The sequence below is a fragment of the Planctopirus sp. SH287 genome (genome assembly GCF_056500625.1).
Genome location: NZ_CM151403.1, coordinates 3214871 through 3238496, shown reverse-complemented (window position 1 = coordinate 3238496; position 23626 = coordinate 3214871). Strand labels below are relative to the sequence as shown.

31 protein-coding genes and 2 tRNA genes are annotated in these 23626 nt (G+C 54.4%); 8 read left to right on the top strand and 25 right to left on the bottom strand.

Features of this window, described 5'->3' with window-relative positions; genetic code table 11:
- The 4 genes from SH287x_RS11975 to SH287x_RS11960 all read right to left on the bottom strand — a co-directional run bounded on the left by SH287x_RS11975 (position 1) and on the right by SH287x_RS11960 (position 3789).
- Positions 1-207: a hypothetical protein gene (locus SH287x_RS11975; RefSeq protein WP_479514546.1), complete on the bottom strand. Its 207-nt coding sequence runs from the start codon at positions 205-207 to the stop codon at positions 1-3.
- 158 nt (positions 208-365) lie between these two features.
- Positions 366-1223, bottom strand: a complete 858-nt coding sequence (locus tag SH287x_RS11970; RefSeq protein WP_479514545.1) for a hypothetical protein — start codon at positions 1221-1223, stop codon at positions 366-368.
- Positions 1224-1468: 245 nt separating this feature from the next.
- Complete coding sequence (locus SH287x_RS11965) at positions 1469-1648, bottom strand: hypothetical protein (protein WP_479514544.1); 180 nt, start codon at positions 1646-1648, stop codon at positions 1469-1471.
- Positions 1645-3789 carry a terminase gpA endonuclease subunit gene (locus SH287x_RS11960; RefSeq protein ID WP_479514543.1) on the bottom strand — a complete coding sequence of 715 codons (2145 nt, stop codon included), beginning with the start codon at positions 3787-3789 and terminating at the stop codon, positions 1645-1647. The genes SH287x_RS11965 and SH287x_RS11960 overlap by 4 nt, the downstream gene beginning before the upstream one ends.
- 285 nt (positions 3790-4074) lie before the next feature.
- On the opposite strand from SH287x_RS11960, the gene SH287x_RS11955 reads away from it, so the two are divergent.
- Complete coding sequence (locus SH287x_RS11955; RefSeq protein WP_479514542.1) at positions 4075-4278, top strand: hypothetical protein; 204 nt, start codon at positions 4075-4077, stop codon at positions 4276-4278.
- Between the two features lie 142 nt (positions 4279-4420).
- Complete coding sequence (locus SH287x_RS11950; protein ID WP_479514541.1) at positions 4421-5080, top strand: hypothetical protein; 660 nt, start codon at positions 4421-4423, stop codon at positions 5078-5080.
- Between the two features lie 115 nt (positions 5081-5195).
- Here the strand turns inward: SH287x_RS11950 and SH287x_RS11945 are convergent, their stop codons facing one another.
- From SH287x_RS11945 to SH287x_RS11855, 19 genes are all read right to left on the bottom strand, one after another.
- Entirely contained in the window at positions 5196-5432 is a 237-nt protein-coding gene (locus SH287x_RS11945; protein WP_479514540.1) for a DUF6011 domain-containing protein, read from the bottom strand.
- Positions 5429-5599, bottom strand: a complete 171-nt coding sequence (locus tag SH287x_RS11940) for a hypothetical protein (protein WP_479514539.1) — start codon at positions 5597-5599, stop codon at positions 5429-5431. Before SH287x_RS11940 ends, SH287x_RS11945 begins: the two co-directional genes overlap by 4 nt.
- Before the next feature lie 296 nt (positions 5600-5895).
- Entirely contained in the window at positions 5896-6099 is a 204-nt protein-coding gene (locus tag SH287x_RS11935; protein ID WP_479514538.1) for a hypothetical protein, read from the bottom strand.
- Entirely contained in the window at positions 6096-6401 is a 306-nt protein-coding gene (locus tag SH287x_RS11930) for a hypothetical protein (RefSeq protein WP_479514537.1), read from the bottom strand. The genes SH287x_RS11935 and SH287x_RS11930 overlap by 4 nt, the downstream gene beginning before the upstream one ends.
- Before the next feature lie 138 nt (positions 6402-6539).
- Positions 6540-6914 carry a hypothetical protein gene (locus SH287x_RS11925; protein WP_479514536.1) on the bottom strand — a complete coding sequence of 125 codons (375 nt, stop codon included), beginning with the start codon at positions 6912-6914 and terminating at the stop codon, positions 6540-6542.
- 1 nt (position 6915) lies between these two features.
- Entirely contained in the window at positions 6916-8358 is a 1443-nt protein-coding gene (locus SH287x_RS11920; protein WP_479514535.1) for a hypothetical protein, read from the bottom strand.
- Between the two features lie 91 nt (positions 8359-8449).
- Positions 8450-8659, bottom strand: coding sequence for a carbon storage regulator (locus SH287x_RS11915; protein WP_479514534.1), 210 nt, complete (start codon positions 8657-8659; stop codon positions 8450-8452).
- A gap of 195 nt (positions 8660-8854) precedes the next feature.
- Positions 8855-9061, bottom strand: coding sequence for a hypothetical protein (locus SH287x_RS11910; RefSeq protein WP_479514533.1), 207 nt, complete (start codon positions 9059-9061; stop codon positions 8855-8857).
- Between the two features lie 15 nt (positions 9062-9076).
- Positions 9077-9301: a hypothetical protein gene (locus SH287x_RS11905; protein ID WP_479514532.1), complete on the bottom strand. Its 225-nt coding sequence runs from the start codon at positions 9299-9301 to the stop codon at positions 9077-9079.
- Positions 9302-9313: 12 nt separating this feature from the next.
- Complete coding sequence (locus SH287x_RS11900; RefSeq protein WP_479514531.1) at positions 9314-9541, bottom strand: DUF7167 family protein; 228 nt, start codon at positions 9539-9541, stop codon at positions 9314-9316.
- Positions 9531-9821 carry a hypothetical protein gene (locus tag SH287x_RS11895; RefSeq protein WP_479514530.1) on the bottom strand — a complete coding sequence of 97 codons (291 nt, stop codon included), beginning with the start codon at positions 9819-9821 and terminating at the stop codon, positions 9531-9533. Before SH287x_RS11895 ends, SH287x_RS11900 begins: the two co-directional genes overlap by 11 nt.
- Before the next feature lie 36 nt (positions 9822-9857).
- Positions 9858-10148 (bottom strand): hypothetical protein, encoded by a 291-nt coding sequence (locus SH287x_RS11890; RefSeq protein WP_479514529.1) that lies wholly within the window; start codon positions 10146-10148, stop codon positions 9858-9860.
- Between the two features lie 14 nt (positions 10149-10162).
- Entirely contained in the window at positions 10163-10378 is a 216-nt protein-coding gene (locus SH287x_RS11885) for a hypothetical protein (protein WP_479514528.1), read from the bottom strand.
- Between the two features lie 29 nt (positions 10379-10407).
- Positions 10408-10494: transfer RNA gene (locus SH287x_RS11880), tRNA-OTHER, on the bottom strand.
- A gap of 20 nt (positions 10495-10514) precedes the next feature.
- Positions 10515-10865, bottom strand: a complete 351-nt coding sequence (locus SH287x_RS11875) for a hypothetical protein (protein ID WP_479514527.1) — start codon at positions 10863-10865, stop codon at positions 10515-10517.
- Positions 10866-10947: 82 nt separating this feature from the next.
- Positions 10948-11223: a hypothetical protein gene (locus SH287x_RS11870; protein ID WP_479514526.1), complete on the bottom strand. Its 276-nt coding sequence runs from the start codon at positions 11221-11223 to the stop codon at positions 10948-10950.
- A 133-nt stretch (positions 11224-11356) separates the two neighbouring features.
- Positions 11357-12490 (bottom strand): tyrosine-type recombinase/integrase, encoded by a 1134-nt coding sequence (locus SH287x_RS11865; protein WP_479514525.1) that lies wholly within the window; start codon positions 12488-12490, stop codon positions 11357-11359.
- A gap of 538 nt (positions 12491-13028) precedes the next feature.
- Positions 13029-13742 (bottom strand): MAE_28990/MAE_18760 family HEPN-like nuclease, encoded by a 714-nt coding sequence (locus SH287x_RS11860; RefSeq protein ID WP_479514524.1) that lies wholly within the window; start codon positions 13740-13742, stop codon positions 13029-13031.
- Entirely contained in the window at positions 13739-14797 is a 1059-nt protein-coding gene (locus tag SH287x_RS11855; protein ID WP_479514523.1) for a GmrSD restriction endonuclease domain-containing protein, read from the bottom strand. Before SH287x_RS11855 ends, SH287x_RS11860 begins: the two co-directional genes overlap by 4 nt.
- A 112-nt stretch (positions 14798-14909) precedes the next feature.
- Here SH287x_RS11855 and SH287x_RS11850 point away from each other — a divergent pair, with 112 nt between their 5' ends.
- On the top strand, positions 14910-16082 hold the full coding sequence (locus tag SH287x_RS11850; protein WP_479514522.1) for a DNA cytosine methyltransferase: 1173 nt from the start codon (positions 14910-14912) through the stop codon (positions 16080-16082).
- 620 nt (positions 16083-16702) lie between these two features.
- Here SH287x_RS11850 and SH287x_RS11845 read toward each other — a convergent pair.
- Together SH287x_RS11845 and SH287x_RS11840 are read right to left on the bottom strand one after the other, a co-directional pair.
- Positions 16703-16776 (bottom strand) — tRNA-Asp (locus SH287x_RS11845).
- 195 nt (positions 16777-16971) lie between these two features.
- Positions 16972-18093 carry an LptF/LptG family permease gene (locus SH287x_RS11840; protein ID WP_479514521.1) on the bottom strand — a complete coding sequence of 374 codons (1122 nt, stop codon included), beginning with the start codon at positions 18091-18093 and terminating at the stop codon, positions 16972-16974.
- Between the two features lie 351 nt (positions 18094-18444).
- Here SH287x_RS11840 and leuC point away from each other — a divergent pair, with 351 nt between their 5' ends.
- From leuC to SH287x_RS11815, 5 genes are all read left to right on the top strand, one after another.
- Positions 18445-19851 carry a 3-isopropylmalate dehydratase large subunit gene (leuC, locus tag SH287x_RS11835; RefSeq protein WP_479514520.1) on the top strand — a complete coding sequence of 469 codons (1407 nt, stop codon included), beginning with the start codon at positions 18445-18447 and terminating at the stop codon, positions 19849-19851.
- 16 nt (positions 19852-19867) lie between these two features.
- The gene (locus SH287x_RS11830; protein ID WP_479514519.1) at positions 19868-20317 is read left to right on the top strand and encodes an aspartyl protease; all 450 of its coding nucleotides are present in this window, start codon (positions 19868-19870) and stop codon (positions 20315-20317) included.
- Between the two features lie 54 nt (positions 20318-20371).
- Positions 20372-20983 (top strand): Uma2 family endonuclease, encoded by a 612-nt coding sequence (locus SH287x_RS11825; protein WP_479514518.1) that lies wholly within the window; start codon positions 20372-20374, stop codon positions 20981-20983.
- An 83-nt stretch (positions 20984-21066) separates the two neighbouring features.
- The gene (gene leuD, locus SH287x_RS11820; protein ID WP_479514517.1) at positions 21067-21678 is read left to right on the top strand and encodes a 3-isopropylmalate dehydratase small subunit; all 612 of its coding nucleotides are present in this window, start codon (positions 21067-21069) and stop codon (positions 21676-21678) included.
- A gap of 378 nt (positions 21679-22056) precedes the next feature.
- The gene (locus SH287x_RS11815) at positions 22057-23577 is read left to right on the top strand and encodes an MFS transporter (RefSeq protein ID WP_479514516.1); all 1521 of its coding nucleotides are present in this window, start codon (positions 22057-22059) and stop codon (positions 23575-23577) included.
- Positions 23578-23626: the final 49 nt, after the last annotated feature.

Genomic DNA, 23626 nt, shown 5'->3' with positions numbered 1-23626 from the left:
TCAGGCAGCTCCTGGAGGACGGAATTTGAAGATCCGCAGCCCGCCCAGCTTGCGCTTGGCAGCCCTTTTCTGAGCGAGGTATTTGTCGACCTCGATCAGATCTTTCGGGTTATGGGTCTGCATGGCGCCCGCCGCATCGGAAGCCTGCGCGGGTCCCTGCGCGACTTCCTTGATGCGGTCAGTGAGATCCGGTAATTCGTCGGGCATGTTCGCGTCCTTGCGAGCTCTCCGTCCGGTCGGGCGTGGGAGTCTCGAAGGTGGCGCTTGCGCGAAATTCCGGAAGAGTGATTTCGGGCGAAATCACGAAATGGAGGGAGAAAGTTCCACATGTGGAACGGTACTACTACAATATGACGTACGCGAACTTATCGGATACGGACTTCGGTTGGAATACAATGGTAGAACCCACAAAAGATATTGTATGGCCCTCGATTACAGGTTCGAGGGTCAGAGATTGTGAGACCCGAATTATCTCGATTTGTTGCGGATGTACCACCAGGCTTGTGTGACCACATTGTATTACTATCGCGTCGATACCAGTGGTAATCGAGGAAGCCTGGAGTTGTGGAAATAACAAGAGCGATAATGTGCCCTTGAGTAGGAGTTACATCAGGATTTGAAGTTGGACGCTGTCCGTCTCTTTGTGAAGCGGCCCCTGTACCAGAGCAGCTTGGGGGGTAAGGCCCTTCCTGTCCACTACCACGCCCAGGCTGGGAAAATGTGTTGGTGATTTTATCATTTGCATAATTGTAACAATTGTTATTTCGTCGAATACTTGGATCGTTGTTCCATTTCCCTGGGTCGTAGGGCGGTATGGCAAATAACTCAATTTCACGAAGTGTGTTTGCCGTTCCGCCTTTCACGTTTTTTTGAATTTCTCGCTGAATGTATGTTGCTTCATCACCATCAAGTTGAAGTCCTGCTGTATTGATAAGGAACTCTTCAACCTCACTGTTTCCGTCGATGAAATTCTGTGTATCCGTATGAGTTGCCTCAAGTATTCCATCATAAACACGAGTGAATAAAATGGGGGCAGATTCATCTGCTGAGCTAATCCGAATACCGCGATAACCAAGAAGACCAGCCGGCGATGGTGACTTCATTGGCGTGGGTTCATGCTCCTTTTGGAGTAACTCGCGAAGTTTTTGTGCTTCAGAGTCAGATAACTCCCATGTGGGGTTGGGGCGTCCAGAATACATGTCAACGGTAACAACTACAGTCATAGTTAGCCCTTTTTGTGCTCTGCAATTTTCTGCTGGATAGTTAAACTTTTTTTAATGTAAATACGTACGATGAGCGATTGATCAATCCGAATTGACTGAAGAATTCAAGGATATGTGTGATAGAGAGGTTAGTTTTGAATGTGAACACACTCCTTCTAATGTGATACTTACAACCAACTCTGCACATTCAGTGTCTTTTGTTTAATATCCCCTCGCAATTGGGGATTCTGCTTAGATTTGTTTTTTTAACCCACAATCTTTTCCGTGGTCATGATCCGTCGCCCGCAGTGCCGGCAGGTTTTCACACGGCGGATGCTCTTAGACATGCGGCGGGTGTAGTAGGCCCGGAAATCGCAGCAGCCGCAGTGGGGACATTCCAGGCCTGCGGGTTCGTCCGGCGTGTTGGGCTTGTGGGAATCCGTCATGCGGCCCCCCGTCTGTTCATCGAGAACTTCTTGCGAGGTTTCTTGCCGGCGTCGGGGGCGTCATGGCCGGCGATGGTCAGGCCTTCATAGCTGGCGGCCACGCAGCTTCCCACCAGACAGTCGAGCAGATGGTTCTCGGTGTTGGGCACCGGATACCAGACTTCGATCTTCTCCCCGCCCAGATCTTCACTCTTGGGGGACTCCCCCCGCAGGTGATCGATTAAGAGCTTGTGTTGATCGGGGATCTTCGGGACGGCTTCGCCACCCGCCCGCCGGGTGGCCCATTCCCCGAAGAATGACAGCGAACCGGAACCGCCCATGCCGACACGCAAGCGGCCCCAGAGGAAGGTTTTCCAGAAGTTGGCGTTGTACGAAAGATGGGCCACGCTGGATCGGCGGCTGGTACGCCTGAGCCGCCAGTTGAAGCCGAACCGATCACCCTGTGCCCGGGCGGTTTTTGTGGGCTTGAACATGCTCCGCTGGGTTTTGCCCACGCCATGCGATGGCCAGATCAGGTCTTTGAAGGCTGATTCGGCACAGAAGGCTTTCGTGAGAGCGGACGTTGGCCCATGGCTGGAATCGATCAGGATCCGGCGGAGAGCGAGCTTGGCGTCATCTTCGCGGATCCACTCCCGCTCGAACATCTGCCGGCTGCAGGCGTCCAAGGCAGCGTAGAGCGCTTCCTCCAGGCTGACCGAATCGACCGACCGGCCCTGTGCTTTCGCGAACCAGGTGATCATATCGGGCCGGGCATCCCGTTTGTGGAAATAGATTTTTGACTGCGGCGGGAACGTGCCGTATTCGACCACGTCGCCCGTGAAGCCATCTCCCCAGGCGACGAGGCACCAGTAGAGCAGGTCTTCGTGGACATCGATGAAGCCGGTCAGTAGATGATTGCGGGCGGGCACCAGGCCCCGCTTCAGGCCATTAAGTTTGACCGAGAGTTTGTCGGCGTCGACCACCCGGGTTTCAAAGGCTTCATCTTCGGGTTCGTTCTGGTACTCGGCAAAGAACATGGCCCGGTTCTTGAAGAACAGATTCATCGCCCGTTGCAGGCCGGAGAGTTCCCCCTTCTTTTTCTGATAGTTGTCTTTCCAGGCCACCACGGCCCCGCGGTTCATCTCTTCCAGATTCTGGGCGTAGAACGCGGTGGCCACGGAGCCGTCGCCATCATCCCGCAGATCGTCGGCGAGGATCTGCCAGTACTGCTCCCACAGATCCATGCGCACGGGCATGGCGTAGAGCATCTTGCAACGAATGCCCCGCCAGTCGGGAAAGAGTTGGCGGTTGAGCATGCGGTCAGCCATGTCTCCCCGGCGAATGACGGTGACGGTCATCAAGACCGAAAGAGATTCCCCCGGGCCGACACAGCCCATCAGGTCATTCGTGACCAGTTCTTCACGCGTCTGGCATTGCAAGTCGCTGCGGGCGGATTTCTTGGTTTGGGGATCGTCGACCAGCACCAGGTCAGGCCGGATGACTTCCCCGTTGGGCAAGGCTTCATTGGCTCCCCGGACGGCACTTTCCAGCCCACCCACATTGAGAATGGCCCCGGAACACCTGGCCCCCTCGATCGAAGCGAACACGAGTTGCGAACTGCTGTAACCGATGTAAGTTCGCTGGCCCTGGTAGAGCTGGCCCGTGCAACGATTGGCGAGGCCTTCGAGGGCACGGACAGGCACGACGGCTTCGGGGAAGTCGTCCAGGAGGAGCGGGTTCCGCTCCATTTCGATTTTGATTTTCTTGAGCGACTTCTCGGCTTTTTCCTTCCCGGCGGCAATCAGCAGCCCGAAACGGCAGTGGCCGTAGAGAATGGCCCAGATGACGGCCCGTTCGCAGATGGTGGTTTTGCCAGAACCACGGGGCATGGCAATCGCCTGCTGGCCTCCGTCTCGTACCGCCGACTCGACGGCCGCCACCACTTGCAGATGATCGTCCGACCAACCGAGTTTGAAGGCATTGGGGAAATAGGTTTCCAGAAAGAGCTGAAGGTTGTTTTCACAACTGGTGCGGCGGGCGGGGTTTGCGACGGCGGGCAGCTCGCCGATGTCGCGGGTTTCTTCGCCGATTTCTTTCTGGCGGGCGCGCGAGCGTTCCTTGTGGCGTTCGTACGCGTCTCCTTTCGGCCGGGCTGCATCCATGCTGAAATCCCAGGAGGTTCGCGCGAAAGAAAGTGTGTCGTATCACTCAACCCCACGGACACGAGTCGAAATCGTCCAAAGTGCCAGGAAGTACCTTGGAAGCTCTGGACGAAATCCGTTGGCTGGCGACAATAGCCTCCCAGGGAGAGAGCCAGCCGCGTCCTTGCGTGCTGGCTCTCGGTGGGTTGTCGATCGACGAATCAGATGAAGGCGCTTGCGCAAGTGCCTGTCAAGACCACAGTCAAGACTGCATCCTGTCAAGACCACAACCCCGCGGGCCAACACATGACAACGAACAAGGGGCACGACGCCCAAAAGCAGAAGCCAATCTACGTCCGCACGAAGATCGGCTTTTGGGTGCTCATCCACCAGGCCGCCAGCCGCACCAAACACCCCGGCGGCATGAGCGGCTACGTGGCCGATCTCCTCGCAGGTTTGCACGACCGCATCCAGCAGGACGCGGAATCCGTCCCCGATGCCGCGGCCTGATTTGACCATGCCTGACTCTGGATCCGGATGTGGCGGTGGGGTTCGTGGATCCGTTTCCGCGCACCAAGGCGTGCTGGGGTAGGAGCCTTGTGCTAAACATATCCCCGTTCGTTTCCGCCTTTCTGTTGAAAAGAGTCCCGCCATGTCTCGCACGATTAAGCCGTTAAGCCTCTCCCCGTCCGGCAACAGCGCTCGGATGCCGCCCACGGTTCCTCCGGCCAGCGGCCCGATCACGGTCACCGCCACAGTCACGCGCGATCCGGGGGATGATTCCCCGGTGACCGTTCAGCTGGTGAACGATGGCATTGTGCTGGGATCCACCAACCTGACCACCCCTGCCGGCCCCGGCAACGTCAGCTTCTCCTTCGACGCCAGCCTCCTGGGCAACAACTGCGACTTTGAACCCACGATTGAAGTCATTCCGTGTGAGGAATGTTCCGAACAGGAACCGGTTTTTGTTGCTTGCTGTCCGGGTGTTCCGCTACCAAGAAAATTAATAATCAGTGATGGGGCTACCAGCGTTGAACTGCCATATATCGGAGGAGATACATGGTCTCATTCGGTCTTTAACGGAGATCCAGAGACCTCTCTTCTAGGATGTGACAGAGTGATATCTATTGCTGTGACATGCCCAGAAGGAATGGGATGGTTATCACAAGTAATAGTACACAATGATGTATTCACTGGTATTGATATTAACCCCAACCTGTCAACAGTGTCTTGTGAGCCACTGTTGTTGGCAGCAGCGCCTTTTAATTACCCCTGTGACGGAAATGAATATACTGTAACAGTTTCTGAGTAAGACTTATTCTGTCGTCGTGAGTTACAAGAACTTCATTGATCATTTCTTCACGATGTGCATATCGTCGTTGCTTGCGCATATTTCCCACGCAGTAATTAGGTTCGGGGCACAAGATTCAGCGGCTCACAATGAGTGGCTGGTCTATGACACGTTTCACCATCCGGCCGAACAGTCGGCCGATGATTTCATTCCGGATTCCCTCATGCTGCCGTCTCTGGCAGCCGGGGCCGATCCCGGCCCGGTGGCTTTTTTCGCTGGTCAGGCGTCGGCCGCAGATCGGGCAGTAGCGAATGGGCAGTTCACCCAGAAACGAGAGCTGCCCGGCCAGGGGTTTCGCTTTCGCCACTCTCATGATTTCTTCCCGGTGGGCTTGTCGCCGTTCAGCCAGATGGAGACATCGCTGCCAGATTCCTCTTCCGTCGAATCCACGACTTCGACGATGTCATAACACTCCTGGCCTGAGGAATTCGGTTGTATCCGGACAGTGGCACCGGCGGGATATTCCTGGAGGATAGCCATCAGTTCATAGTTCCTCATTCAAAGAGCCTCCTAAAAGGGAACGTGAAGCTGGTCACACTCGCTTGAACAACACCATTCATTGCCACCGGGGCCAGGAATCCAGTAACGATGGCCGCAGTGGCAGCACTTGTGCCCACGTATTTTCAAGAGCATCCACAGCCAGCATCGCTTGTTTATGCGAATCAGCCAGCAGGGCTGCTGAATGAAATCACCATCATAGATACCGGCACTACAGCGGAGGCAGCAGTACCAGTGGCTTGGGCATTCGCAGCCAAAGATCCAACACAGGTATCGCTTCATGATTCCTCCTCAATGCGCTCTGTCGAATAGGTCACCGACACATCCCGCGTCAGAAAGAACTTGCGATCACAGCCGCTGCACTCATGGTCTCCTTCCTCAAATTCCCATGAATCCCCGTGTTCATAGCCACACCAGGGACACACCACTTCATTCGTGTAATCCGTGTCGAACTCGATGTCATTTGATTGATCCCCACTCATTGGCACACCTCCTCCATGGCTGCCAGAAAACGTTCCACTTGCTGAATCGTGGAGACCGGTTTCGCGTAGGACAAAAACACCATCTCGCGGGATTGATCATCTTTCGTGATGGTGTGCAGTTCGATGTCGAACGCACGTGGGTTCTGATGGTTCTCCAGGAGCAGCACGGCCAGCCGGCTCTGGTCATCCTCGGCAATGGTCAGTTCCCAATTGCCCTGACCGTTTCTGCGAAAGCCCCTGAGTTCCAGAAGCGGCTCAATTCCCGGCTTATCAAACCGGTACTCGTGTGGCTGATTGATCATTTCACTGTAGGCAGTCCTGGACGCCTCACTGTCTGGCAGGTTGTTGCACGACAAGTATTCCTCGTAAGACTGAGCGTGACGGTGTCCCAAATTGAGGTGTTGGGACACCGTGTGGAGTCGATTGATCATGGCCATCTTTCAGGGAATCAGGGGTGAAGGGTCGGGTTTGTGTTCCAGGCGGAGCGTCCGTTGCGGCTTGCTTGTGAGCCTTGATTGCTTCGGCCGGGGAATTTCCAGCTTCGCGCCAGTCAGCAGCGGCACGGCCTGACGCGTCACCCACAACGCGGCATCTTCCAACGAGTGGAACGATTTCCGGAGCAGGTCGTGAATTTCGTCCGGTCGATCATCCAGGTAATCGACCAGGTCAATCCGGTAAGTGACGGAAGAGTACGTCCGCCCACGTTCCTTCTTGTGTCCCAGGTCGATGTGGAAATCGACGTCCGTTCCATCCGGGCACGTTTTGCAGAGCCATTCATAAAAGCCATCGATCGTTTTGGGAGCCTTGGTGGCCATGTCACACCTCTGGTAATTGGGAAAGCACCGCATCCATGCGGGAAGGATCGTCCGTGAACGTTCGCCGGGCCGCTTGTGCCCGGCGGAGCAACGCAAACTTGTCCAGCCCCGACCCGGCCATTGGCCCTTCGGTGGCTGCTGGCGGCCGTTCGGGCGTAGGGCTGATGTTTGAGGCTGTGGGCGATGATCGCGGCCGGGACGGCGTTCTGGCTTCGCTGGCCTGCATGGCCGTCTCATGGTCGAAGATGGCTTTGGCCTGCTTCCGGTCAATCGGTTCCGGTCGATCCAGACAGACGTTGCCCAGGCGATCTGTTTCGTTGGTCAGCAGGTAGTACAGCATTCCCCCCGGGCTGTTTTTTTTGGGATCCTGGGGGTTCATGCATTTTCGTCCCACGTAACAGCACAGCGCCGCAAATTGAGTGAGCGGGATGTCGTACCCGTGATTGGCCGCGGCCTGCTGCAGCTTGCGGATCAGGGCGGGATTGGTCTTCAGCGCCGAAGCGGTGATGGAAGCCACACCCCATTCGATGCGTGGCTTCTTCTCTGAAGAACTCTTCTCTAATAGAGAGATAGAAGAATTCTTCTTTCTATCTAAAGATCTAAATTCTATAGAGGAGGTTTGCGCGCTGGGGGTCACTGGGTTTGCGCTAGCGCCGAAGCTGTCGGCGCTAGCGCTGGGGGCCGTTTTCCGAGGTTTGCGCGGAGGGTTTGCGCGCTGGGGGTGGGGGTTTGCGCTCTCAGCACTAACCACAGCACTGGCCACAGCGGGGGTTTGCGCTGGGGGTGCCGGCGCAAAGGTGAACTCCAACTGGTCGGGCAGGGGTTTGCGCCAGGACTTGGCGCGCTGGGGGTGAGCGGTCGGCGCGCAACTGGTCACCAGTTCCACCACCAGACCCACCCAATAGAGCGTGACCGTCATCAGTTCCCCCGCCACATCCCGCTTTCGGCGCCGACGGTTCAGCACGCTGGGGGATGTCGCTGGGAATGTCACTGGGAACGGTGTGGGCACCATCATGGGAGCTGGGGTTGGAACTGTTGGGGATGAACTTGCCCGGCGTTGACGGCGGCTGGGCAGGGGCATCACCTGGCTGGAGAAAGTCGCGGGGGAGAAAGCAGCCGGAGTGATGGTCAAGCGGCTGGGCCGACCTGGTCGCACTTCCACCTCAAGCAATCCAGCCGCCGCACACTTGGCTGAACGCCGGGTGATGGTGCCGGGGTGACAGTGGAGCAGTTCGGCCAGATGTTTAGCGGGAGCGTTCCAGGTGAACGTGGTCGGATCCTGAGCGCAGATCGCCAGGAGCAGCTCGCGTTCGCCCGGGGGAATGGGGAGGAGCCGCAGCTGGTCGACGGGGTCGAGGTCAAGCGGCAGACGTCGCTGCATCTCGACCCCGGTGCTGTGCGCCTTGGCCTGTGTCGCTGGTATGGGTGAAGGGGGGCCTTCCATGGGCCTGACAATCAGCTGGGGTCACCTGGGAGCATCCTTTCCCCGGCGACCACCTCAGAAGCGACCACCTCCTGCGGCCGCGTGGGGAGATTCAGGCGGCCGCGATGGAATCCTCGGCCAGTTCGTCGACGGGGATCAATTCGACGCGGACGATTTTGACCGATTGCGGCGCATCGAATCCCAGCCGCATACCGCAGGCTCGCTGATCGATGGCTGTGATGTAGAGGAGTGTTCCGGCGGGGAGATCCTCGGTCAGTTTCAATTGAATGACTTCACTGGGTTTACGGGTTAAGACCAGCATGCGATCGATCCTTCGAGTAGAGTTAAGAGAATACAGGACACACTGATGTGCCATTGAATCGGGAGGGGCTTGAACCCCCGAGGCTAACATTGAGAACGGCGCGGCGTTGAACCGCAAAGGCGTCTCGGCTAGTGATCTCCCCGGCCCACAACGATCGGTTTCGCTCCGCCTTGTTGTTGCCGCCGACTCTTGGTTTTATACGTCAGGCAGATTGGCCACTTCGTCGTCAGTCATGTCCTTCAGCTCAAAGTCGACTGATAGCGAAGTGTCACCAGTTTCCACAGCATTCAGGATGAGTGAATGGAGGTGTTGCCCCAGACTCGCTTCATTGAGCGTCCCCGGCTCACCCCAGTAATAGGCGGGTTCTCCACTGTCATCCCGCACAAAGACTCGCAGTGTCATCAGTCCCCCATAGCATTAAGAAGTCAGCCCGTGTCGGGCGTTGTGATTTCGGATGTAGGCGTTGAGCTGCAGCATCAAATGCAGCTTTGTCGGGCTTTCGGGAAACTCCAGGACAGCGACGAGCGCCCCGCCATAGAAGGCGTTGCGCAGTCCCTCCCGTTGTTCGGCTGGCATCTCACTGAAGTCATCGAACGACGCTGCGAGCATTCCCAGAAATTGGTTTTCCAGATCAACGGCCATCTCTATTCGTTTCTATATTGAGTTTGTGATTTCTCTGAAGCCCCACTCCGCCCAATTGAAGGCCCATTCACGCATCAGGCTTTCCTGCTCTTCGTCACTGAGGCGATCCCACTGCTCGCTGGTGACACCGCAATCATCGAGTGTGACTTCGGTCTCATATCGACTCTGCGAATTAGCTCCGCTGTCGAGCCAAACATGAAATCGACGCGGTGACGGGCCGTTTTCGAGATCAGCGGCCATTGGCGGCTTTCCTTTCGGACAAATGCTTGTTGCCCTCATGGGGTTCCTTCCTCATTTCAGAAAGGACTTTTCGACCCCGCCTCATGGCATCACGGAGTACTCCAGTCACCTCGCCACTCTGAAGGGAAGGCTCCTGAATCACCCAGGCCAGCGTGTCACCCATCACATTCAGAACAAGCAATGACTGCCTGGGGTCTTGAGCGCGTTCCATCAATGGAGCCATCTCAATAAACCCGGCCAGCACTGCCAGAATGTCTTCGCGCGACACTTCAACAGCCATCTCTATCTCCCTCAAATTTCCGATACGGATCGGTCATTAGTGACCGACCTGGTTGAAGTCCGGGATCTCTGCAAAGCCGGCATCGACCACTTGCTGCAGGATGGGTGGCATGTCTTCTCGGGCGTCTGAAATAAAGCCCGTCATCATCTCTGCTGATGGGCCGATGTTCTGCGGATGCCGGAGCGCGAGTTGCAGATGTGAGATAAAAGCCAGCAAGAAACGCCCCCGGAGATTCAAGGGGATCTGGCGGTCAAAGTACGCCCGCGCCTCGGGATCCTGTTCGATCCGCCGGGCGGCCAGTTCCATGCCATTATCGAGCTGAGTCATTGCAAGATCACCTTTCAATTGTTGGAAGGGGTTTGGGTCAGATTCAGATGCTCGCGCACCATCTCCGTCGCGAGGAGTTTGCAGGCTGTGCATACCGGATCGCCGCAAGGTTCACCGTGCATGATCAAGCCGGTGACGACCTGCAAGGGAATCAGCAGCAGCGGCCTACTGGCTCCCATGCGATAGAGCGCCTCGGCCCGTTGCTCGATGGTCAGTTCAGAAGCTTTCATCAGTCGATCCTGATTGAGTCAATGAAAAACAAACCTGGCGGGCATCGAACCCGCAATTCCCCAGCAGTGGGGCGTGATGTTCCGCAAAGCGGCTTGTTCCGTTTCACCACAGGTTCTGGGCCGTCCGGACGGCCGTTCACCTTTGAAAACCGATTGGTCTGGTTACCAGCGGCGCGACTTCTTGCGCACGAATGGAACTGACCAGGTGATCGAGAATGCGTGCCAGGTTGTCGGCTTCGTCGACTGTCAGCACGATCGACATGGTGCCGGTGTGCGGCTCGCCGGGTGGCTCGATGGTGAGGCAGAGCTGCACGCCATCGAGCAGCTGGGCCGCCGCCAGGCGAGAGCGGCCACTATTTCGCACTTCGCAGACCGATTGAATGCGCAGGGCATCATCACGAGCGATTGTCCGCACCATGGCAGAACGCAGAGTGATGAGCTGCACATCACGGTCAATATCGGCGGTGGGGGCATTAGTCTCTGACATGGGTCTGAACTCCGTTGGGATGTGTGGTATGTATTGCCTGGCTTCGTGGCTTTTTCTCTTTGTTGCTTCTTGGCTTTTTCGCTCAGGTTTCCTGGACGCGGGAGTTGCCAGCGCCTTGCGCTTGTGACAGCAGTGCATCCAGGGGTGGCACACGCCCATACGGACAATCGACCAGCCACGCCAGAGTCCCGATGGCGGTCCGCAGTACCATCGATTCTTCGCGTGAGAGTTCACCGGGCTTGGGAGGCTGATCGTGCAATGTGGCCAGCGTTTCAATGGCTCGATTGACGACGTTTTGAGCGAATACAGGATTGACTGTTTCTACGGTCGGGGAGGCAGAGGATTCTGAAGTCATCATGAAACCTTTCAATGGGCGCACCGGGTGCGCAGAAAGAGGAAAAAAACACGCCCGGCCCCCACCGCGAGAGGCCATCGCAGCAGAGACCGGGCGCGCCGAGATGGATCAATTGAGGTTGTGATTTCGCCCGAAATCACTTGGAGTGTGATTGCTTGGCCAGATCGGCCTTGAGCTGCGTGAGCAGCGCTTTCGCCCCGGCACGAAAGGCTTTCGGTTGCACCAGGTGGTAAACCGCTTTCCGAACGCGGGCGGTGGCGTCCTGATAGTGCTTGGCGTTGACCCCCTTGAGCGAGTGACCGGTCACCCACGATCCCACGCCATCGAAGGCATCGTCGTACCGCGTGCTGCAGGTTTTGCGATTGTCCTCGTAGCGGGTGTTCCGACCCTTCATGCTCTGGAGTTGAGCGGCCTCGCAAATGTTCTTCCAGCAGCGGTAGAACGTTTTGTTCTTCTTGAAGCTGGGGAAGATTAAGGTGGCGTCGAGGCTCAACGCTTTCACCGCTCGCAGATGGATGGCCGAGATCTTGTTGAGCGGGATCGTTTGCGTCTTCTCGGTTTTCTCGGCCACGAACGTCACCGCCCCATAGCGGTATTTGTTGAAGTCGATGTTGGCCCACTTGAGGGCGAACAAATCCCAAGTCCTCGGGCCACAGTTGAGGCTCAACACCAACCCCGTCTGCCACAACAACGCATTGTAGAGATGTGATCGGCGGTGCGATTTCAGCGGCTTCGCGTGGTGGCTGGCGTTGTAGAGATCTGATAATTGTCCGCGTGTAAACGTGAAGTTTTCCAGCAGGTTGCGCGGCTCTGTCACTGGCTTGGGGAACCTGAAGTAATCGACCAGCCCCAGACCATCGGGATTGCGGGAATCCTTGGGCCACATCCGCCGCACCAGGGCTTTGAAGACTCTCATGAGCTTGTTGACCGTGGCTGGGGAACGCTTGCGTTCGCGGGGCGTGTCTTTGTCGATCAACTGGTTTCCGACCCGTGTGCGGAAATCCTTGACGAGGTCGCGATCGATTTTCCCCACCGGTCGATCGAGGGCCAGCTTCTCCCACAGATTGATAATGTTGCCATAGTCGCTGAGTGCATCTTCGCCGACTTCGAGGTCGCGCAGGATGTGCTTCAGATAGACCTGCCGGAGGCTGGATTGTGGGGTGCATTTCTCCTCGGGCTGGTGGAGGATCTTGAGCACAGGTCTTGAGACGGGTCGAATCGAGAAGGATCTGGTGCGGGCGCGAGGCTTGGCCGCTGAAATCACAGTCACTGTCAATCTCCGCTGTGGTGGATTGCCCGTGCTGGCGGAGAGGACGCCAGCCGCGATCCGTCGAAGCCTCCATGACGGGCGTTGTGGATAGGTTTGGTGGGTGTGCCTGCTGCTTAAATAAATAGCTTGAAAAATGGCACATAGCGCGCGTTTCCGATCAATGCGAGGGGACGCATTGGGGTTGAGCCAAGAAACGTGGACGCGCGGCGATCGATAGACCGTGGGTAGGTAAGGTCGATCGCCGCGCTATCACGCCAGCCCAGGAACGGGAAACAGGCGTGCCACGAAAACTCAGCAGGACGGGTGCCGGTCAAAATCCAGGCGTGAGACAGGACCGGCGTTGAACTTCCACAAACAAAAGCTTGGAGTTCGTGCCGCGGCACCCGGCTGAGACCAGCCCAAGAGCAGACGTTGCGAACTCACGCGAAATCACGTTTTTGACGACGTGGTCGAGCAGTCCCGACGTGTGGTATAAGAACGTCAGAGGAGAAGAATGTCAAATGGAAAAATTCACCGAGAAAAAACTAAGACAGGCAAATCAAGGGGCGGCAAGATAAGAACGGCTGGTCACAAAGTTTTCAAAACTAGAAATCAAGTCACGCATAAAATGTTCTGTCTCCAATACAGCCTGTTCAATTTGCGCCACTGTGACGCCACCCCCAATCACGCTAAATGCCTCATTGCCATGCGCGAGTAAATTTCGATTCTTCTTTACGCTTTCAAGCAACACACCACCATGGGCCTGTGGTGAAATGTTTAATTGGATGCCGTGCCGCTTACAGGCATCTCGAATAATATCGGCATTTAGATTCCCAGAAAATGGTAGGCGGTCAGGATCTAACGACACGGCTTCCTTCTTGAGTACTTGGCAGACAAGTTCATGAACGATTTTCATGTACACCCCAGGTGACCCGTCAAATGCGCTAACCATTCGATTTCTCTGCTCAATCCATTGGTTGCGAAAAGAATCATTAAGCTCCCCCCCGTGGTGTGAATCAGCATATATTTGATTAAATATCTCTTGAAACGCCCTCCGAACAAATGCCTCAATCATGTTGTATAAGACCAGATAGGCCGATCCTTTTAGGACTTTACTGCAATCTGCCGGTAACGTCCCAATCTGAAAATTCTGAATTGATACACCAGTCACAACGGCCAATTCCTCGTTGTCAATCGACTTGAGTAGTTTTAGAAATAGATGTACTTCTTGCACGCGGTTCTCAAACTCTGCTCTCAGGTCTGTGAAAGTCATTCCGCCACCCCCAAGATACGATCACGCACAAACTCAATACGACCGGAAAGTCTTCTGGGGGAATTGCTCGCATGTGTGGTCGTGCATTTTATGAAATCTTCGGAATTGATCCAATCCACTACTGGCGGCGGTATGACCTTCGGATCTCGTCGAAGTGCGAGATTAATTCCTACTGAGAGTGCCTCGAACCTTACCCGGGGTGTCGTAGTCGCCGTGGGTGTCTTGGCAAATCCATAAGGGAAGTGCTTATGCATGAATTTGAGCATACCGTCAAATTCTGAGGTGAATCGTCGCTGCGGAAACTGATTTAGATTGTCACGTACGAATTGATCTAGAAATTCATCAACATCATGAACGAACTCTGTATATCGCTCTGAGTAGGCAAAGAACCGTGTAATAAGTTCAAGAGGTTCCTTACGACTCCGCATAGCGGCCGAAACGGGGCATAGTTTGACGAACATCGGCTTCTTCGCACAATTCTCTAGGAACTGCATGAATTTTCCAGCGAGTGCACCGCGGCGGCGTTCGCTTGGAGTGAGTTTCTGACCAGATTTGTTGATTCGATTGAACAACTCTTGCCGATTTTCGTCTGACGTTTCCTGATCCAATATGACGATTCGCAATGCTCGGCTTAAAAACTTGTTCCTCTGAGTCTCCGTCAACATGTCATAGGTGAAGCCGTTCAAAGAAGTCAGCTTCTTTAGCCCAGAAAGCACCAGATCCCCGGACTTAAAACTATCGAGCGTCTGAATTCTTTGGGCACCGTCAACAATTTCAAAAGTTCCATCCGACGTTTCCCCTAAGAACATCATCGGAATCGGCAATCCCATTATGACCGATTCGATGAAATGGCTCTGGTCGAATTCGTTCCATACGAACTCCCTTTGGTACGGGGGAACAAAGAAATTCTCATTGCCAAACCGATTGACAATGGTCTCGATTGGAAAATCCCGTGTGTCGAACCGAATGTCCTGCTGAATCTGCCGAATCTGTTGGTCTGCCTTTGTGGATTCGGTTTGCGGATTCGCTGCTTTCTTTGCTTTTTCTGGCATCATCGAATTCCCGGTAAATTGCCTCGAGTTCTCAATCTGATTCTGCGATACTTAAAGATGGTGACCGGAGATATTGGCTCAGCACGTGACAGGTCGATAGCAATAAATGAACAAAATGCTGAAAGACTCTTCAAATCGTTCTCTCCGAACCGTCGGACTGTTTTCTGGTATCGGTGGCATAGAACTTGGGCTGAGTCGGCACGGTCACCGGACTGTTCAACTGGCTGACAATGACAAATACGCTCAATCGGTACTGAAAATTCGCTTCCCAGGCGTTGTCGTCACAGGTGATGTGCGAGAATTGCTTAGCCTGCCTGCCTGTGATCTCTTGACCGCTGGATTTCCCTGCCAAAATCTAAGTCAATGCGGAAAAACCGAAGGGATTGATGGGAGTGAATCGGCGCTTGTCAAAGAGGTGTTTCGATTAGTTGCCGATGCAAGTGAGAGGCCCAACTGGATCCTTCTTGAAAATGTCCCCTTCATGTTGCAACTGAATGGTGGCAAAGCAATTCGGTTCATCACTGAGTCGCTGAGTTCTCTCGGATACTCTTGGGCATATCGAACCGTCAACGCTAAGGCCTTCGGCCTACCTCAGAGGCGGCAGCGAGTCGTGATCGTTGCAAGCATGACGAATGACCCACGAACAGTGCTTTTTGCCGATAATGCAACCGAGCCACCCGAACCAACCGAATCCGACGCTTTTGGTTTTTATTGGACTGAGGGATCCAAGGGACTGGGTTGGGCTCCCAATTGTGTGCCGACGTTGAAGGGCGGCTCGACCATTGGCATTCCTTCCCCTCCCGCAATCTGGATTCGAGAGAAGCGGCAACTGGTTACGATCGATGTTCGCGATGCAGAGCGATTACAAGGTTTTCCGTTGAATTGGACGAACACACCATTAATAGCCGACGGCAAGAAGAATTTGAGATGGCGTCTGGTCGGAAATGCCGTCTGTGTGAGAATGGCGGCTTGGGTCGGTCGCCGACTGGCAACACCAGGAGTTTGCGTTTGCAAAAGCGGCTGCGAACTCAACGAAAAAGCTCGCTGGCCGGCCGCCGCCTATGGAGACAAATTCGGAGCCAGGGAGATTCTTGCATCGACTTGGCCAGTGGAATGGCAAAGCCGATCACTTTTAGAATTTCTGAGATTCCCACTACGCTCGCTCTCCGCCAGGGCTACGGCTGGCTTTCTTTCACGAGCAAGCAGAAGTTCGCTGCGATTTGATAAACGTTTTTTATTGGATGTGGCGCACCACTTAAAAAATGCTGAAAACTTGGCTGCGAACTGAACACCCCTGTTTTGTGTATTCTCACCAACTTCACCCCTGAATAGATCACCGGATACGTAGTCCGATGATCTATTCACGGCGTTTCTTCACGCTACGACCGCAATTTTTTTTCTGCTTTTGCCAAACAGTCGAAGTGGGGTGGCCGTGGCGTTGTTGGCTGGAGAGTCTCCATAGTTTCGGGGATCAGGCGGAGTTCGTATTCAGCACCTTCAGCGACCGCGAATATCTTGCTTACGCTCCATAGCGACCATGTGAACGTTGGGTCGTTGAAAGTATTTGAAACCCATTGTGGCTCGAATCGAAAAGGCATCCCGGATCTGGGAATGTCCGATCGCTCGACCACAACGGATCGCGATTCCACTCCGCTCTCCGGGTGATGCCGATAAAGGGAAAGGCGAACTAACACGGCGAGCCTCCCAGCAATTGATCCATATGGAAAAACGAAGAAACCCGGGCGGTGTCCCGCGCCCGGGTTTCTTCAGGGTCATCGAAGAGGTTCAAAACATGGTCGGCCGAAGCGTGAGGAGCCGAAGCTCTGGGCACACCGACTACGCCTCCATCCCTGACGAACGGAGCCTCATCCGAATCAGTTCTTTTTGCTTGACAGGAGTCTCGCATAGCGAGGCCGGCGGGGTTCGAACCCGTAACCTCCGGATCGACAGTCCGGTGCTCTAACCAATTGAGCTACGGCCCCGGAGAAACGTCTTGCCAACTGGCTTAACATTCCTTGGTGCGACGCCGATTGTAGCCATGCTGAAGCGTGGGTCAACCGAGCAGCCCTTTTCTTTGAATAACTTAGCCTGAACTCGGTCTAAATTCGGCAAATCTGGTGAAAGCCTCCCAAAGAGACCTGCACCCCTCTGCAATTTCTGAGGACAAGTGGGATATCTCAGGAGCGAATCATGTCGCTCGTCCAGGCGGCCAGGCCTCCTCCGACAAAAATCGGCAGCCAGGCAGCGATATCAGCCGTCATGACTCCGGTCGAACTCAGGTATGCTGACAACTGAATCATGCCAAACAGTGCCCCCTGCGAGAGAGCACAAATCCCCGAATCCATCACTAATCCTGCACTTTCCCGCCTCACCAACAGGGGAATTGACAGCAAAATTGCGATCAGATTAATCAGCGGCTGCGTCAGCCGTGTGTGGACCTGAGAGACAAATTTCTGCACTGCCAAAGGGCCGTAAGCCTCGTTCTGAATGCGTCCCAGCAATTCATTTGTCGAAAGATGAGAAGAACTCGACTTTCTCTTGAACAATTGATCACAGCTGACCGGGCTGGCAATGAAAATCTCCCCACCCTGACCTATCTGGCGGATAATTTCCTGGCCGCGCGGCGTTAAAGCGAGATCCTCGAAACGCGGAGTTGCTTCAAAAACGACCCAGCCATCAGGCCGTTGTCCCGCTGCTTTGCGAAATATGGCTTTTGTCCCTCGAATAATGGTCAAGTCATGAACAATCAGCGGCGCAGGAAGAACAAACTGGGCACCGTCTAATTGTAATTTGGCGGGATTTACCCTCTCGCCATTGATCGAAATTTTGGTGGAATAGTCGTAAATTGGCTCGACAAGTTGACCGTCGCCAGAAACCGATCCTCTGCCAGAGTGATTGGCATGGGCCACGGCTGGAACCACGAGTTCCTGATTTAAAGTGAGCAGGATCGTCACAAAGACTGGCCCTACTATTAACGCTCGCAAAACACGGTACATTGGCACACCAGCGGCCAGCATGGGATGTAATTCCCCCGATCGCTGAAAAAGCACCAGGACGACCATGACGGCCACTACCATCAAGGACGCACCACCCCGGTCAAGAAAAAAAATCGCCTGATAGCAGTAATAAGTGCCAATTGAAGTCAGAAGCGTCACAAAACCTGAGCCACGATTATTCATCATGAACTCATCGAGGTTTTCCAGCAGGTCGATGGTGACAACCAGACCAAACGCTGCGACAAAGCAGACGAAAAAAACATAGAAGAAATTTCGCAGCAGATATCGGTCAAACGTCCACACGCTGTTTTTCCTGAACGTTCACAGTTTCCGACCATCGCCACCGTGAAACCATCTCTTCCACCAGATTTCCGGCAGTCGGAAGTGAACCTGTGTTTACTTCGGTGTGATGATTCTTAACCTGAGATTGAACGCGGAGAAGCGTTTTGGGGTCAAGATCGAATCTTTGGGTGTAATTGGCTTTTTCAATCGCCACAATTGAGGGTGTCAAGGTCGTGCGACGCCGACAAGCAGTTACAATGGACGAAAGAACTTCCCAGCTGGCCTTCGGGGCCACTGGACGTAGAGCTTTTCTGGATCGCTCGGCAGCTTTACGTAATTCATAGCCAGGTTTTTCAAGAAGACTTTTTGATCATGACCGACAAACGAAATCTCTTCAACAAAGTGTGGGATCTCCATAGCTGCCAGGCACTTCCGTCTGGCCAGGATCAGCTGTTTATCGGTCTGCATCTCATTCACGAAGTGACCAGCCCCCAGGCATTTGCGATTCTTCGTGAGAGAAAGCTGAAGGTGGCTTACCCGGAACGAACAGTCGCGACCGTTGACCATATTGTCCCCACCGAAAGCGTCGCTCGCCCGTTTGTCGACCTGCTCGCCGAAGAAATGATGTCCGCCATTGAGAAAAACTGTCAGGATTTTGGAGTCCGTCTGTTCGATCTCAAAGACAATCGCCAGGGGGTGGTTCACATTGTCGGCCCGGAACAAGGGCTGACCTTGCCCGGTATGACCATTGCCTGCGGCGATAGCCATACCAGTACGCATGGTGCTTTTGGTTCGATTGCCTTTGGAATTGGCACCAGCCAGGTGGCCGATGTCCTCGCGACACAAACCCTTGCTCTTGGCCGTCCGAAAGTGAGGAAAGTGGAGGTCAATGGCACGCTTAAGACGGGCGTTTATGCGAAAGACGTTATTCTTCACATCATTCGCAAACTGGGAGTCCAGGGGGGCGTCGGTTACGCCTATGAATTCTCCGGCGAAGTCTTCTCGCGGATGTCGATGGAAGAACGCATGACCGTTTGCAACATGAGTATCGAAGGGGGAGCTCGTTGCGGCTACATCAACCCTGACCAAACCACGGTTGATTATATTCAGGGGCGGCCATTCGCACCTCAGGGAGAAGAATTCGAGCGTGCCGCAAAGTGGTGGCTCAGCCTGGCCAGCAGCCCGGAAGCGACCTTCGATGATGTCGTTTCTTTCGCCGCTGAAGACATTGAACCCACCGTGACCTGGGGCATCACACCTGCTCAATCCGTTGGTGTAAAAGAGAGCCTCCCGACCATTGCAAGCTTTGCCGCTGATGAGCAGAAAGTGATCAGTGAAGCCTTCCAGTATATGGATCTCAAGGAAGGTCAACCGATTCAAGGGTTGAAAATCAACGTGGCGTTTATTGGTTCCTGCACTAATGGCCGCATCAGTGATCTGCGTGAGGCGGCTAAAATCGTTAAGGGGCGGCACGTGGCTTCAGGCGTGAAGGCACTTGTTGTTCCCGGATCGCAACTGGTTCGCAAACAGGCCATGGAAGAAGGGTTAGATAAAGTCTTTGAAGAAGCCGGTTTTGAATGGCGTGGTGCCGGCTGTTCGATGTGCCTGGCCATGAATCCTGACAAGCTGAAAGGGAACGAAGTCTGTGCGTCGAGCAGCAACCGTAACTTCAAGGGTCGCCAGGGCAGTCCCACAGGCCGGACACTCCTCATGAGCCCGGCGATGGTTGCTGCTGCGGCAATTACCGGTTCGGTGACAGATGTTCGTGACTTGGAGTAATACTAAGGGGAAATTCATGACTGCCAGCGTATCGGGGATAGAAGCCATGGGACGTGTTGTGGTTGAAGCTGTTGTCACGAGCATTGACGACACTTTCCGTGCTCGTCGTGGAGAAATTTCAATTTCACAAATTCGCTCAGTCTCCATCCCTGAAGCGCTGGTCGATACGGGTGCCACCACATTGTGCCTGCCGACGCGGTATATCCAGGAGTTGGGGCTTGTCTCGTTTGGCACCCGTTCCTCAATGTCAACACAAGGCCGAAGGCTGGCCAAAATTTACGGCCCTGTGCAACTGACAATTCAAGACCGCCAATGCAACGTTGACGTGATTGAAGTTCCTGATGAAGTCCCGACATTGGTAGGGCAGGTTCCGCTGGAGTTGTTGGATTTTGTTGTCGATCCTCCGGGACGGCGGCTGATTGGAAATCCGGCCCATGGCGGTGAACAGATGCTGGAAATGTATTGATGATTGGCGTTTTTATCAGGTCTGGTTGATTGTTGAAAATAAAGGGATGTGACGATGGCAACTGCCATTTCCCCACAGAATAAATCCTGTTTTGGTCAAAACATCGACGAGCTTTTCCTTCAGCTTTCAGACATTGAAGGCAAGGCAGAAGTTGTCGACGGAGGGATTTTTGTCATGTCTCCGGCCAGTGCCTGGCACACATTAGTTGCGACAAAACTGGGGCGTTCTCTCGATGAGTATGCCAGTCAGGCCGGAAATGGTGTAGCGGTCGCCGATAACGCGACCTTCCGTTGTGAACTTCCTCACCGCCAATCCTTTTCGCCCGATGCGGCCTATTATGTCGGCCCACCCGCACGATTAGAGCCGTTTCCTATTGCTCCGGTCTTTGCTGTGGAAATTCGTAGTGAAGGCGATTACGGCCCTCGAGCAGAACAGCGTCTGGCAGACAAGCGAGCGGATTACTTCGCCGCAGGAACGCTCGTTGTCTGGGATATTGATCTGCGGTCACATGATGTGGTGCGAGTTTATCGCTCAAGCCAACCCGAGCAACCAGTCATCTATCGCGATACTGATCTTGCAGAAGCCGAACCAGCCGTCCCGGGATGGCTGGTTTCCGTACGTGAATTGCTACCTGATAACTGGGAAGTGATTTCCCCGTTAAAATAAGTCACTTTACGCAATAACCAGGCGTGAACAGGCTGGTTATTTAACAATAAATACGATCTTGTGATTCCGTCTAGAAAGACACCATGGCTCAAGCGATTACGAATGTCACCGGCACTGCTGTTCCCCTTTTGCTCGACGATATTGATACCGACCGCATTATCCCCGCGAGATTTCTCCGCTGTGTGACGTTTGATGGCCTGGGTGAACATGCGTTTGAAGACGACCGAATTCAGGATCCTTCCCATCCGTTCAACCAGCCACAGTTTCAGGGAGGCAAGATTCTTGTCGCGGGGCGCAATTTCGGTTGCGGTTCATCACGAGAACACGCTCCTCAAGCACTGATGCGATGGGGTATCCAGGCTGTGATTGCCGAATCGTATGCCGAAATTTTCTTTGGCAATTGCGTTTCTCTGGGGATTCCCTGTGTTCGCGCCAACCGGGCCGATCTGGAAGCCCTGACTTCGTTGATCAAGAGCGATCCTCAGGCGATTCTTTCGTTGGATCTGCTTGAGCAGACGGTTTCGGCGCAATCACCCGCAGGGAAACTGGTGACCGCGAAGGTCGATATTCCCGCCGGTGCCAAACAATCTCTCACCACGGGCGGTTGGGACTTTCTGGGCCAACTTCTTGAAGGAGAGTCATTCGTCAAAGCTAAGGCGGCAAAGATCCCTTATCTTCAGAAGTTTGCCGTGTAAGACGTTTGCCGTGTCATTGGGTCTCCACCTTCCTTTTCTCACCCGCGCGATTTTCAAAGTGGCCACCATCCACGTTGAAATTCGTGCGTTTCCTGACCTCTCTGAGCACAAAGTTTTGAAAGTCAGAGAGACGGATTGTGAGCCGGGTTGTCTCACGGATTGGCGGCTTCTTCTGCATGACGTCGCCCCATCGATCATCAATTCTCCCTGATGCGCTTGCGTTGAAGCATGAATTGATGTGTATTGGCACCTCGCAATCCTGCCAAAGCACACCGATGTGCTGGAAGCATTGATGGACTTCACCTGAAAATTGATTTCATCCTTCGCACGAGGCCGATCCAGGCTGACAGCCCAATAGGATGAGCGAAAGATTCGCCCATGCACAGTATCGATGCCCCCGCCAACTCGAATGCTCCTGTGCTTCCAGGGCCATGGTGGCGGTCAATGACTCGTTACCATTGGTTCGTTCTCCTGGTGGCTGCTCTGGGTTGGTTGTTTGATTGCCTTGATCAGCAGTTGTTCATTCTGGCCCGTCCTGCTGCGATGAAGGAACTGGTGGTGATTCCTGAAGGGGCTGACGCCGCCGCAATCAAAGCCGCACGCGACTTTGGTGCCAACATCTCCACGTCGATTTTCATCGCGGGATGGGCGACTGGTGGACTGTTCTTTGGGATGCTGGGTGACCGATGGGGTCGCGCAAAAACCATGCTCGTGACGATCCTGCTTTATTCGCTCTTCACCGGTCTCAGCGCCTTGGCCGTGGGGGTGTGGGATTTTGCGTTTTATCGCTTCTTGACAGGGTTGGGTGTCGGTGGTGAATTTGCTGTGGGTGTGGCACTGGTGGCGGAAGTGATGCCATCGAATGCCAGACCATACACATTGGGCTTGCTCCAGGCCCTTTCGGCGGTCGGGAACGTTTCTGCTGCTCTGATCAATCTCTCCTTGGGATTGGCTGAAGAACAGGGGCTTCCTTACAGTCCCTGGCGAATCATGTTCCTGATCGGAGCCATTCCAGCACTGCTGGCAATTGTCGTTCGTCGGCACTTGAAAGAGCCGGAGCAATGGAAGACGGCTTCATTGAACGAAGGCAAGGAGAAACAGCTTGGCTCCTATACAGCGCTGTTTCAGGATCCTGTCTGGCGAAAGCATGCTCTGCTCGGACTGGTTCTTGGCTGCTCAGGTGTTGTGGGGTTATGGTCTGTCGGGTTTTATACCCCGGACTTGATCCGGGAAGTTCAAGCCCCGGTCATTCGACAGTCCGTGCGAGCAGAATTCGTTGCACTACATGGTGCCGAGAAAATGGATCTGATTGATCCGCTTGCGAAGCCTGAGGCCGCCATCACGACGGAAGCGGTGGCAATGGAGTTACCAGAGGATCTCAATGCCCTCAAGACTTCATTTGATCAGACCGTCAGCGGCCGCCAGAATCGCTGGCCAAGCTATGTGTCGATCATGCTGAACCTGGGGGCCTTCTTTGGCATGTTTGGCTTCGGGGCACTCTCACAGAAGATTGGCCGCAAGCCAACCTTTGCGATCACTCTGATCGCTGCCTTTGTGAGTACGCTCACCGTTTGCCTGTTTCTCCGGGAATTCTGGCAGATCTTCGTCTTTGTGCCGATCATGGGCTTCTGTCAGCTGGCTCTTTTTGCCGGCTATGCCATCTACTTTCCGGAACTCTTCCCCACCCGTTTGCGATCAACCGGCACCAGTTTTTGCTACAACGTTGGGCGATTCATCGCCGCTTTGGGGCCGATGGGCCGTGTCTTTCTGGATTCCATGTACCAGGGTCATGCCGATGCCACACGACTGACAGGCGCAACCATGTGCTTCGTCTTTTTGCTGGGCCTCTTTGTTCTCCCGTTCCTGCCCGAAACGAAAGGCAAGCCCCTTCCTGAATAAGCCTTGTTTTTTACAGCCAGAAAGCCCGGTATTCATTCTGAATGCCGGG